This window comes from Shewanella sp. 0m-8, from assembly GCF_052977265.1.
In genome coordinates, this window is the sequence record NZ_JBRIMB010000031.1 from 17,413 (window position 1) to 30,579 (window position 13,167).

Below are 13,167 nucleotides of genomic sequence, written 5' to 3' on the forward strand. Positions count from 1 at the left end.
GTAACATGACTAATTTTAACCAAAACCCACTGGGTAGCGACTTACTGAGTCAATTGGACTGGGAGAAAACCGACGGCTTAATTCCGGCGATAGTGCAAAATCACCTCACAGCCAAAGTCTTAATGCTCGGTTATATGGATAAGGCTGCATTAGATCAAACCTTATCGACAGGAAAAGTCACCTTTTTCAGCCGCAGTAAACAAAGACTCTGGACTAAGGGCGAAACCTCAGGCAACACCCTCGACTTAGTATCGATTGATAAAGACTGTGACGATGACAGTTTACTCGTGCAAGTTATTCCCAACGGACCGACCTGCCATAAGGGCACAGAGAGTTGCTGGAAAGACGGTAACGCCCACAGTTTTATCGACAACTTGTCAGGCTTAATCGCATCACGTAAAGGCCAAGACCCAGAGTCAAGCTACACCGCTCACCTGTTTGAGCGTGGCACTAAACGTATCGCGCAAAAAGTCGGAGAAGAGGGGTTAGAAACGGCATTAGCCGCTGCAACCCATGACAAACCGGAATTGATTGATGAAGCCTCTGATCTGATCTATCACTTGTTAGTGCTACTTGAAGATCAAGAGTTAAGCATGCAAGACATCAATCTCAATTTGATGAAACGTCACAATAAGGCAAAGTAGAAAAATAACCTCCGCCTTAACGAGTAGGAAATGGTCGCAGTCTCTGCGGCCATTTTATTTCCTGTTTAGCCACGGCTATTCCTGCTGATAAATTTACTCTTCAGCAAAGATGAAACGAGCTTATAACTGCACTCTGAAACAATGAAACGCTTAATTGACGGGCAAGCATTATCATAAAAAGGATTGACGACTTAAAAGATAATCAATCGGTATTTAAAACCAAAAGTAGCGCATTGCTTCAATTTTGCAATCTTATTCTTGCTGATTTTGCGCAATAGAAAACACTGTTTTTACAAAGAGTAAATCCGTTATTGCTAGGGTGTTGCAATAGGTAACTTCTGATACAATCTGCGCCACTAAAATTAAGCTTCTCAATAATAAAAGTGTGCCCTATGAATCTTGCAGATAAAGTTTTAGTCGTAAATGACAACCTCCCAATTCGTACCAACAAACCTGTTCACTCAGGTAAGGTCCGCAGTGTTTACTGGTTAACCGAGGAAGATAGCGCACGGTTAATTAAAGATAAAGGTTACGATGTACCTGCCGATGCACCACTAGCCATTATGGTCATTAGCGATCGCATCTCAGCATTTGATTGCGTATGGCAAGGTGAGAACGGTTTAGATGGCGTTCCAGGAAAAGGAACGGCACTAAATGCTATCTCAAATCATTGGTTTAAACTTTTTAAAGATAAAGGCCTTGCTGATAGTCACATCTTAGACATCCCTCACCCATTGGTGTGGATTGTGCAAAAAGCACGTCCGGTGATGATTGAAGCGATTGCACGCCAATACATTACGGGTTCTATGTGGCGTTCATACACTAAAGGTGAGCGCGAGTTTTGTGGCATCACTATCCCTGAAGGCTTAGAGAAAGATCAAAAGCTACCTGAGCTATTAATCACCCCGTCGACAAAAGGTGTATTAACGGGCCTAGAAGGCGTACCTGAAGCTGATGACGTGAATGTATCTCGTAGCGATATTGAACGTCATGTTCAAGGTTTCAACTTTAGTAAGCTTGCAGACGTTGATCTTTACGAGAAGCTGCTTAAAGAAGGCTTTGATGTCATCAGTGACGCACTCGCTGAGCATGATCAGATCTTTGTTGATACCAAATTTGAATTTGGCTACGTAAACGATGCTGCTGGTAATGAAAAACTTATCTATATGGATGAGGTCGGCACGCCTGATAGCTCGCGTATTTGGGATGGTGCAGCTCACCGTGATGGCAAAATTATCGAGCAATCAAAAGAAGGTTTCAGACAGTGGCTACTTAACCACTTCCCAGACGCTGATATCTTACTCAACAAGAACCGCATGGAAGAGCGCTTTGCGCTAGCGAAAGATAATAAACTACCAGAATCTGTCATGATGGATATCTCTAACACTTATGTTGGAATTGCTGAGAAAGTGATTGGTAAGAAGCTACATATCAGCGACACACCTAAACAAGAGATCATTGATATTTTACGCGATGAATATCAGCTAATCGTTTAGTTATCCGCTCTGCTATAGTGCTGGTTAAGTGCTGGTTAATTGCTTTATTTAGCGCAAAAATGGGTAGATGTATGCAAGCGCGTAATGAATAAGTAGCTCAGCCAATCAAACACTGCCCTTAAACGCTAGCTATAAAGCTAAGCGCTAGATATAGAAAGCCGCAATATCCATTGCGGCTTTTTTGTGTAGCCATGGTTAATAACAATTGCAGCGCTATTTTTAGCAACCAGATTAATTATAGATCGATGCTTCGCCTTCGGGGCGGGTTTTTAGCACCTTAAGGAACCACATATATTGCTCAGGGTACGCTAAAATAACTTGCTCAACCGCCTTATTTAAGGCGATCGCCTCATTTTCTTTACCTTGCATGGTATCGGGATCAATGGCAGGCATAACCGTTAGATCAAAATGACGCTTGTGTTGATCATAACCAATCTTTACCGGCATGACTTGAGCGTTCCCCGCCTGAGCTAAACGCCCCACTACTGGCAAGGTTGCTTTAGTCGTCCCCAAAAATGGCGCAAAGACACTCTTCTCACGACCAAGATCTTCATCGGGTAGATAAAAAAAACTATTGTCTCGCTTTAGCTCTGTCAGCAAAGCTCTGATCCCTGCTTCACGCATGTAGATATTGCCGCCTTGGGAGCTTCTCATACGATTATTGAACCAGTTAAATAATCCATTTTTATGGGCTTTTGCCATCGAAACCATAGGCAGTTCAAGATTGAGCCTAAGTCCTGCATACTCAATACCCCACACATGCGGCATGATAAAAATCACAGGCTGACCTGCAGCACGTGCTTTTTCTACATGTTCAAATCCATGAAGTTGTACACGGCGTCTCATATTCGCGCGAGATTTCGCTAACAACTCGGATTGCGCAAGTAAAATCATCACAAAATTTTCCACGTTATCTTTTATTAACGCTTCAATCTCATCATGGGATTTTTCAGGAAAGCAGGTCGTTAGATTCGCCCTTGCCACATTAATCGGCTTCTTAGCAATTTTCATCACTAGTCTGGCAAGTGTGCGTGCAATGGGATCTCTGAGCCAGGCAGGCATAAGACCAAATATTAACAACACTAAAATCGCGACCCAGGTTAGCCAATATTTAGGGTGTAACAGGCTAAAGCTAAAACGTCGATCAAAATATTTTGGCTTTCTAGACAAGGAATTAAACCTCTACTGCAAATGAATAACAGAAAAAGCCACTCGATTGAGTGGCCTCTTCATTATAACGCTAAAGCAATTACTTCTTCGCGTTAGCCTCTTCGACGCGGCTTTTAAGCTTCTGTCCTGGACGGAACGTCACTACGCGACGTGCCGAAATTGGGATATCTTCTCCCGTTTTTGGGTTCCTTCCCGGTCTTTGATTCTTGTCCCTCAGGTCAAAGTTGCCAAAGCCAGATAGCTTGACCTGCTCACCACTTTCAAGAGCTTGACGAATTTCTTCGAAAAACGTCTCTACCATCTCTTTCGCTACTCTCTTGTTGATACCTAGCGTTTCAAAAAGATGTTCTGCCATTTCGGCTTTGGTAAGTGCCATACTTTTAGTCCCTCAACGATGCGTTGAACTCGTCTTTCAGAGCAGAAACCACGACGTCAACCATCTCTGCGATTTCTTTTTCTTCAAGTGTACGAGTGTTGTCTTGTAATAAGAGTGCTATTGCAAGGCTCTTTTTGCCTTCCTCTACACCTTTACCTCGGTATACATCGAACAAGTTTATGCCAACCAACTGATTTTCGCCAACTTTTCTTATCAATTTTACAACATCATCGGCTGCAATAGCGTCATCGAGGACGATAGCGATATCACGGCGGTTAGCTGGAAACTTAGATACAGTCTGGGCTAGCGGCAAATTAGCATGCAATAACGCGTCTAATTCTAGTTCGAAAATAATTGTCTTTCCGTTAAGGCCAAATGGCTTTTCTAGGCTTGGGTGAACCGTGCCTATAATGCCAATTACGCGATCATCTCTTAAGATTTCAGCACATTGCCCTGGGTGAAGCGCTGGATGGCTTGCAGATCTGAAACTAAATTCAGTGTCTGCAACAGTCAAACCGATGACAGCTTCTAGATCGCCTTTAAGGTCAAAGAAATCAACCGTTTTTGACTCCATTGTCCAATGTTCGTCATTTTGGTTGCCGGCAATAACCGCTGCAAGCATAGGTTGTTGTGACACACCTGACTCTGCAGTTTCATTTGGTACAAAACGCAAACCTGTTTCGAACAGTCTTACACGGTTTTGTTGACGGCTTTGGTTGTAACCAACCGCAGTCAAAAGACCGGTGAACATAGACAGACGCATTGCTGACATTTCAACCGAAATTGGGTTCGGTAAAATCATCGCCTCTGCACCAGGGTGGAGCAACTCTTGCTGCTTAGGGTCGACGAAGCTGTATGTTACCGCTTCTTGAAAACCACGGGCAACCAACATGCTACGAACACGCTTAAGACTGATATCAGACTCTTTATGATCAGACATGCTTAATTGCGCAACAGGCGCAATATTTGGAATATTGTTGTAACCGTAAATACGGGCAACTTCTTCAATCAAGTCTTCTTCAATCGCCATATCGAAACGGTAAGTGGCTGTGATTACATTCCACTGCCCTTCACTCACTTCAACATTAAAGCCTAAGCGCTCTAGAATTTCTTTGACTTCAGCATCTTCAATATGATGACCTAAAGTCTTATCTAGTTTGCTTCGACGCAATACGATATGTGCAGGTTTTGGCAGATTCTCTTCAGACTTAGCTTCAACAACTGGGCCTGCTTCGCCACCACAGATGTCTAGCACTAGACGGCTAGCACGGTCCATGACTTTTTGTTGCAGCTGTGGGTCAACACCACGCTCAAAACGGTGCGATGCATCAGTATGCAAACCAATCTTACGGGCTTTACCTAAAATAGCTAAAGGAGCAAAGAATGCGCATTCTAAAAGAATGTCGGTAGTTTCAGTGGTAACACCTGATTGCTCACCACCAAATACACCAGCAAGTGCTAATGGCTTAGCCTGGTCAGCAATAATCAACATACCTTCAGGAATAGTAATTTCATTGCCATCAAGTAGTGTCAGCTTCTCTTCGCCTTTAGGCTTACGAACTTGAATGCCGCCATCTAACTTAGCTAAGTCAAATGCGTGCATTGGCTGACCGAACTCAACTAATACATAGTTAGTGATATCAACGATCGGGTCGATAGAGCGAATACCACTACGACGCAGCTTTTCTTGCATCCATAGTGGCGTTTCAGCTTTAACGTTAACGTTTTTGATAACGCGGCCTAGGTAACGTCCACACTCTTGTGGCTCTTGTACGTCAATGCTCACTTCATCAGCAACTGTCGCTTCAACCGCATCCCAAGTCGGTTCTGTAACCGATTGACGGTTTAACACGCCAACTTCACGAGCAAGACCAGCCATACCTAAACAGTCTGCGCGGTTAGCCGTTAAGTCTACATCGATGACAGCATCGTTTAGATCTAAGTATTCACGTACGTCTTGGCCAACAGGTGCATCTAGTGGCAACTCAATGATGCCATCGCTTTCGATATCAACGCCAAGCTCGCCAAATGAGCACAACATACCAAATGATGGTTGGCCACGTAGCTTAGCTTTTTTGATTTTGAAATCGCCAGGTAGCACAGCGCCAACCATAGCAACTGCAACTTTAAGCCCTAAACGGCAGTTTGATGCACCGCACACGATGTCGATTAGCTCTTCGCCGCCAACATTGATTTTAGTTACACGTAGTTTGTCAGCATCTGGGTGCTGACCGCACTCAACCACTTCACCAACAACAACACCGCTAAAATCTGCCGCTACAGGCTCAATGCCGTCCACTTCAAGACCGGCCATGGTAATTTGGTGTGATAATTCGTCGCGGTTAACACTTGGGTTAACCCACTCACGAAGCCAAGATTCGCTAAATTTCATGCTATTACAGCTCCGTTTATTTAAATTGCTTCAGGAAGCGTAGGTCGTTTTCAAAAAATGAACGTAAGTCATTAACGCCATAACGCAACATTGAAAGACGTTCAACGCCCATACCGAATGCAAAGCCCGAGTATTTCTCAGGATCGATACCAACGCTGCGCAGTACGTTTGGATGTACCATGCCGCAACCTAATACTTCTAACCACTTACCATTCTTACCCATTACGTCAACTTCAGCAGAAGGCTCAGTGAACGGAAAGTAAGATGGACGGAAACGCACTTCTAAATCTTCTTCGAAGAAATTACGTAAGAAGTCGTGCAAAATTCCTTTCAGTTCTGCGAAGTTTACGTTCTCAGCAACCAATAAACCTTCAACCTGATGGAACATAGGAGTATGAGTTTGGTCGTAGTCGTTACGATATACTCGTCCTGGAGAGATAATACGTAAAGGAGGCTTCTCATGCTCCATAGTACGGATCTGCACGCCTGAAGTTTGCGTACGTAGCATCACTTTAGGGTTAAAGTAGAACGTGTCATGATCAGCACGAGCAGGATGATGCTCAGAGATGTTTAATGCATCGAAGTTATGGAAGTCATCTTCGATTTCTGGGCCGTCTTTAACCGTAAAGCCTAGCTCACCAAAGAAAGCTTCAATACGCTCAATCGTGCGAGTTACAGGGTGCAGCCCACCGTTCTCAATGCGACGACCAGGAAGGCTGACATCAATGCTTTCAGCTTTTAATTGCGCTTCAAGTTCAGCCGCTTTAAGGCCTTCAATGCGAATAGAAAGCTGCTGCTGAACCGCTTGCTTAGCTTGGTTCACTGCTTGACCAAAAGCAGGCTTCTCTTCTGGAGGAAGTTTCCCCATCATTTTCATCATGTCGGTGATTTGACCTTTTTTACCAAGGTAATCGACACGGAGGTCATCGAGAGCTTTTAAATCTGTAGCTCCTTCGATGGCGGCTAAAGCCTGTTCTACGATCTCTGTTAACTGTGACATCATCTCTTCCAGTGCAAGTAAGTGCTAGACCTACGACTTTTGGGCAAACGTATTTTCTTAGTGAAAATAGAAAAAGACTAAAATTTTACGTTAGACAGGCACATTTGGCTAGGACTAATTCACCTTTTACTGTGCTAACTGCCTATTTTGTTTAGTCCTTATACAAGGATTTGCTAAATGAGCTTAAAATGCATCAAGCATTTATCCACCAGTAACTCTGCCAAACTCCAAATGCACACCAAAAGTCACAACACCTGCAATAAAGCTAATGACTAGCACACAATTTTAGTAAGAATGACTACAAACTAGAAACATTAGTATTCAACGGTTTAAAAACACTAACGAACAAAATTCAGCCAACAGACTATCAATTCTAAAAAAAAGGGTTAAGAAATGGCCTTACCTTCCGATAAATAGCTAGGTCGGCGATTAATAAAAAGAGAGCATTATGAAAGAAGTTAAGTTCCGTTGGGTTGATAAATACCTTATCCACATGACACTAAAAACAAAATTCGCATTATTGGCAATCATTCCCATCATCACGCTTGTAGGCTTGGCTATTTTTCTTAATAGTGAATACAAACAGAATCTAATCGATAGCCAAATTTCACAAACCCAAGAGTTTAACCAAAAACTCAATAATGCACTGGATGCGGCTTATCAATATATTCCAGAGGAAAACCGAGTCCACTTTGTAAATGCAATAACTGGTGATATCACTCTTAGTCTCCAGCAAACCTCTCCAACGCAACTGGCAACAACCGCAGAAAGTGGTGGTGACACGCGAGTGGATGGCAATAGAATTGAAAGCGTGAGCCCAGTCAGCGCAAATGGCCTTATTACCACCTTGTATAGCCAACAAAGTAACAACATCCATAATGAATATATCGCCTATGCCGCTGTAGCGGTATTAATTTCGATTATATTATTGACCAGTTACTATATTTCCAGCTTCGTTGGAGGGGCACTTTTTACCAATGTTATGGCGCTTAAAAAAGCAGCTGACGGGGATTTAACCGGCCGACTAAACTTTTTTGAAGTAAAAGATGAATTTAGTATCCTTGCAATTAGCATTGATACTTTAGTTGAGCGTCAACATAAGCTTGTTAATGAGATGACAAGTGCAAGCTCACAGATCCGTAATGTCGTGCAAGCCTTTAGAAACACGGCTGAACAAGGGCAATCCCTAGCCATGAATCAACGCCAGCATATTGACTCCTTAGCAACGGCAATGGAGCAGATGACCGCAGCCGTCATAGAAGTTTCACGTAATGCTGAGCTTTCATCAAGTGAAACCCAAGAAGCCAATGTGCAAGTTGATGCAGGTTCTCGTGATATAGCCATCACTGTTGACGCGATAGGCAGCTTATCAAATGAAATTGCAGATGCCTCTGATGCTGTTAATAACCTCAATGAAAACGCAGCTAAAATTGACGAGGTCGTCACCACCATTAATGCCATTTCCGAGCAAACTAATTTACTCGCATTGAACGCAGCCATTGAGGCTGCCCGAGCCGGAGAGCAAGGGCGTGGCTTTGCTGTCGTTGCCGATGAAGTCAGAACTCTGGCTGGTCGAACTCAGGCTGCAACGGTTGAAATTAAAACCATGATTGAAGCGCTTCAGTCAGGTGCCCGCGACTTAAAACAGGTAATGAGTCGTACCGTAGAGAAGGCTGAGGACGGCAAGAAGCACGTACTTGACACAGGCAAAGATCTACAAGGGATTGCTCATCACAGCGCTAAAGTTTATGAGATGAGCGTTTTAATTGCGACATCTGCTGAAGAGCAATCAGCGGTCGCTAATGAAATCGCAACCAATCTAATGGATATTCGCAATCAGTCTCATGATGTGGAGCAATCAGCCAATCAATCCGTTTCAGGCTGTGATGAACTGCATGCGACAGCCGAGCAATTAGATAAACTGCTCGTTGGTCTAAAAGTATAGCGCCTGTATTAACGTTATAAAAAGCAGCCAATAGGCTGTTTTTTTATTTTTTGCAATAAAATAAAAACATAGAACAACGTGTTTGTTTTACAATAAAACAACAAGGCTTATATAATACGTTCAATAGGACTTCCACGCTTCATTCCTTTTTCAGTACGGATACTAAATAAGGGGATACTCTTAACCTGAGCACATAACAAACATGGCCAAAACGAGTGCAAGCTCCATAAAACTGACCAATTGGCGTTCAAGCTTGCCAATGAAATTAATGTTGGTTCAACTCATTGTTGCAGCCGTGATTATTATCGCTAGCGTAGGGTTTCTAAAATCCATTGAAACTGCCCGTTTAATCGACAACCAACAATCACTGAGTATTAATCTGGGTAAAACTATTGCGGCTAAACTGCAGCAAAAAACCAACAGAATTGAAAACCTTGCCGTATCGATAGGAACACTTGGTGAATTGTATCAACAGCAACCTAATCAATTGGATCTGGCCATTCCCGCACTGCTCAATCAACCTGGACAACAAGAGGTAATATTAGGGGGCGGCATTTGGCCTGAACCATTCGCCTTTGACACAGATAAGCGAAAAAATAGTTATTTTTGGGCACGTAATTTGGCTGATGAACTGATTAAAGTAAATGACTATAACGCCGATGCCCCCCCTCACTATTACAACGAAAACTGGTATATTCCAGCTAAGTATTACCCGACAGATACGACTTATTGGTCAAAATCTTATATTGACCCTTTCACTGAAATCCCAATGATAACGGCCTCGGTACCTATGTGGTCAGAGCATAAGTTTATCGGCGTCTCCACTGTTGATGTCGCGTTATCGAGCATTGATAATTTTTTCACCACGGCAATATCCAGCCAAGGTGGTTATGTGTTTGCTCTTGATCAACAAAACCGCTTACTGTCTTATCCAGATATCGATATCGATGATAGAACTCCAATAAAGAATCCTGAACTATTTCAGCCTTTTGCAACATTTTCTAAAACCTACACCGAATTTGCCTCATTACAGAATATCATTGCAACAATTGATGCCGACTTCATTGAAACCGCTAGTGCAACAAAAGCTTACGAAGACAAATTACTTGAAAAAGATATCACGAATGTGCCTAGCCATGAGCGTGCTAAGCTGATCGCGCTAATCAATCAAAATGCAAATAACAAGCTCATGCAAGTTAAACTTGTCGCCAGCCTGCGCTTAGATAGTGATCCTAGGCTCAAAGAGCCGGTCATAGTGACCATCTTCCTTATGCCTGGTACGTATTGGAAAATAGTGCTCGTTACCCCTATATCAAGTATTGCCTACAATAACCAATCATTAGCAAGCTCTGTTGGTATTTATCTTGTTAGCATACAGATTATTGCCTTGATGCTACTTTTCATCATGCAAAATAAACTCTTTATCACTCCAATTAGCCGTATGGTTCGAGCGTTAAATGACAGCAATGCCGCTAAAATTGAGCTTGAAGCAAGTACACGTAGTGATGAAATAGGTATGCTAGCCAAAGCCTTTAGCTCGCGTACTCGGCAGTTAGAAATAGCGTTAGCCAGCTTAGATGCAACAAACCTCGCTCTAGAGCTTCAACTGGATGTACAGCAGCAAGCACAAACAGAACTTAAACAAAGTAAAGAGCAACTGAACTCTGTACTTAACTCCGCTCATAACTTAATTTTCATTATCAATATCAAAGGTGAATTTACTCTAGTCAATGATCAATTCTGCCGCACATTGTCACGTAAGCGTGAAGATATCATTGGGGTAAGAGACCGTCTTATCATGCCAAGAGAGATAGCGCAGATAAACCATGAGAACGATCTTAAGGTTATCGAGAGTAAACTTGAACTCAGTTATGAGCAAACGTTCCCAAGGGAGGGAAAACAGCACACTTACCTTGTGACTAAGTTTCCAATTCTGGACGCACAGCAACAAGTGAGTTCGGTCGGAACCATCGCTTTCGATATCAGTGCAACTAAAGAGATTGAACTTAAGAAAAAAGCGCAGTTTGAAATACTGACAAGGGAAACAACCGATAATATCCGCTTTATTGAGCAGCTTGAGCTAACTAATAAGCGGCTACTCAGTGAAAGTGAACAAGTAAAACTTGAAACAAATCGTAGTGCTAGCTTTGAGAAGGTTAAAATTGAGAATCAAGCATTATACCCCTCTCTTGTTGCCGCAATCGTGAAACCCATCTTTAGAAAGCAAGATGATTTAGCTGCAAATGCCTACAAGTTAGCGAAAGGCGAATTGCCTATCGTAGACTTTAACTCAGAATTAGCAGAGCAAACCGTGCGCTTAAGGCACTTGGAGTACCTGTTTTCGGCCCAGGACTATGTCGCTAAGCCTATCGATTTAGTCCTACTGCTTGAGCACATCGTTGCCCTATTACAACCAAAACTCGCTTCCAACAATATTGAACTCACTGTAGATAGCGACAGTCGACTTATTGTTGATGGTGTTCATTGGCATTTTCTTCTGATTTTTTACCGCGCAATTAGCAATACCATTATCGATGCGTTTACCCAAAGAAAAGAAACGCAGCATATAAAGATAGAACTAAGCAAAAAGCAGCATCAAGTCCTAATGCGTATTTATGATAATGGTAAAGGTTTCGATGACACTAAATTAGCCGCTTTACAGCAAGTACTGAAGAATAACGAAGTCAAAGGCACGCTATCAGCACTATCAGTTTGGCTGAAAAGTGAGTTTAGAGGCCAACTTGACGTCACGCGTTTAGAGCAAGATCCGCACTACAAAACGTTATTAACCTATCAGTTAACGGTGGCGTCTTTAAGCTAAATCAAAAAAGCCGCACAAAAATGTGCGGCTCAGTTCTTTATATCAAAAAGTGTATTTTTAACGCGATACATCCACGATATAATGTCCTTGTAGCCAGTTACGACCGATTAAGAGCTTATAAGACATCTTACTTCTATCTCTTAAATTCACCTTCACTTTATACTCTTGACCCGGCTCGCCAATCTTGAGCTCAACCATATAACGGATCTCACTGCCTTGAGCATTTCGGATCAGCGAAGTTTCAACAATGCGAGACTTTACTAAATGAGACTCACCCTTTTCATTTTCAGTCATGAAGTGAATGACTTTGCCGACATTTTTTTCCATGTCAGGATCTTCATTATCAATTTTCATATCATAGGCATGCAGCGAATTCTCAACCGCGCCTGTGTCTATGCGTGTCTTAAACATTAATCCCGACTCAACAACACTAATCGCCGCCGTTGGGCCTATCAGCTTTTTCTCTGATACATCGACAACATAACGACCTTTAAGCCAGTTACGACCGATTAAGAGCTTATAGTCCATGTGACTACGATCCCTTAAATTCACCCTAACCTTACGCTCTTTGCCCTTATAGCCAACATCTAAATCGACCATATAACGAGTTTCTGTACCTTGAGAATTGCTCACCGTTGAGGTTTTTACGATTTTGGCTTTTAAACGCTGCTTCTCGCCAGCATTATTTTCAGTCGTAAAAGACACCATTTTGCCAATGTTATCTTTCATATTCTTAGCACTACCGCCCTCAACCTTTAAATCGTAGGCATGTAGCGACGTGTTAACTGCCCCAGTATCGATACGGGCAACATATGAAAGGCCAGAAGCAACTGACATCTTTGCGGTTGAACCTATCACCGCTTTCTCGCTTGCTGTCGCCGACAATGATGACGTCAGGATCAATAAGCACAACCCTACGTTTTTAAGCATCGTGATTCCTTAATTCGTTAAAAAAACAACATAAATGATCTTGCGTTTATGATAGCAAGATTTAGAAGTGAATAAAGAGGTTGAGACTATCTATAGCAATTGTATGACATAGCTAAGCTGCATGAACGCTTACAACTGGGCGACTAAAAGGCCGCTATCAGTTGATAAAAAACTACCAGCATTTAATAAAAAACGTTAAATACAAACAAACTAAACAATGCGGTTGTACAGGTACAGTGGCAAAAATGCCATTTTTGATTTATATGTGTTCTTAATAGCTTAAAGTGTCGATAAAACTGCACCGCTAACCACACTAGAATAAAAGGCACAAATGGCAAAGAGATCACCAAAGGAAAAAATCCCCAACCAAGATCAAACGCATTCTCACTGAAC

The 13,167-nt window shown here is 42.4% G+C and carries 9 protein-coding genes; 4 read left to right on the forward strand and 5 right to left on the reverse strand.

Features of this window, described 5'->3' with window-relative positions; all coding sequences use genetic code 11:
* Nucleotides 1-5 precede the first annotated feature (5 nt).
* Nucleotides 6-644: a bifunctional phosphoribosyl-AMP cyclohydrolase/phosphoribosyl-ATP diphosphatase HisIE gene (hisIE, locus tag ACVBIO_RS14360; protein WP_447164057.1), complete on the forward strand. Its 639-nt coding sequence runs from the start codon at nt 6-8 to the stop codon at nt 642-644.
* A gap of 392 nt (nt 645-1,036) precedes the next feature.
* Nucleotides 1,037-2,140, forward strand: coding sequence for a phosphoribosylaminoimidazolesuccinocarboxamide synthase (locus ACVBIO_RS14365; protein WP_447159928.1), 1,104 nt, complete (start codon nt 1,037-1,039; stop codon nt 2,138-2,140).
* 231 nt (nt 2,141-2,371) lie between these two features.
* Here the strand turns inward: ACVBIO_RS14365 and lpxM are convergent, their stop codons facing one another.
* The 4 genes from lpxM to pheS form a co-directional block, all read right to left on the reverse strand.
* The gene (gene lpxM, locus ACVBIO_RS14370; protein WP_447159929.1) at nt 2,372-3,310 is read right to left on the reverse strand and encodes a lauroyl-Kdo(2)-lipid IV(A) myristoyltransferase; all 939 of its coding nucleotides are present in this window, start codon (nt 3,308-3,310) and stop codon (nt 2,372-2,374) included.
* Between the two features lie 79 nt (nt 3,311-3,389).
* Nucleotides 3,390-3,686 carry an integration host factor subunit alpha gene (gene ihfA / locus ACVBIO_RS14375; RefSeq protein WP_012142935.1) on the reverse strand — a complete coding sequence of 99 codons (297 nt, stop codon included), beginning with the start codon at nt 3,684-3,686 and terminating at the stop codon, nt 3,390-3,392.
* 4 nt (nt 3,687-3,690) lie between these two features.
* Complete coding sequence (gene pheT, locus ACVBIO_RS14380; protein WP_447172881.1) at nt 3,691-6,078, reverse strand: phenylalanine--tRNA ligase subunit beta; 2,388 nt, start codon at nt 6,076-6,078, stop codon at nt 3,691-3,693.
* A gap of 16 nt (nt 6,079-6,094) precedes the next feature.
* Nucleotides 6,095-7,078, reverse strand: coding sequence for a phenylalanine--tRNA ligase subunit alpha (gene pheS / locus ACVBIO_RS14385; protein WP_447172882.1), 984 nt, complete (start codon nt 7,076-7,078; stop codon nt 6,095-6,097).
* A gap of 448 nt (nt 7,079-7,526) precedes the next feature.
* On the opposite strand from pheS, the gene ACVBIO_RS14390 reads away from it, so the two are divergent.
* Both ACVBIO_RS14390 and ACVBIO_RS14395 read left to right on the forward strand, forming a co-directional pair.
* Complete coding sequence (locus ACVBIO_RS14390; RefSeq protein ID WP_447172883.1) at nt 7,527-9,023, forward strand: methyl-accepting chemotaxis protein; 1,497 nt, start codon at nt 7,527-7,529, stop codon at nt 9,021-9,023.
* 259 nt (nt 9,024-9,282) lie between these two features.
* Nucleotides 9,283-11,844 carry a PDC sensor domain-containing protein gene (locus tag ACVBIO_RS14395; protein WP_447164054.1) on the forward strand — a complete coding sequence of 854 codons (2,562 nt, stop codon included), beginning with the start codon at nt 9,283-9,285 and terminating at the stop codon, nt 11,842-11,844.
* Between the two features lie 57 nt (nt 11,845-11,901).
* Here ACVBIO_RS14395 and ACVBIO_RS14400 read toward each other — a convergent pair whose 3' ends face one another.
* Entirely contained in the window at nt 11,902-12,774 is an 873-nt protein-coding gene (locus ACVBIO_RS14400; RefSeq protein WP_447159934.1) for a putative ATP-dependent zinc protease, read from the reverse strand.
* Between the last annotated feature and the right edge of the window lie 393 nt (nt 12,775-13,167).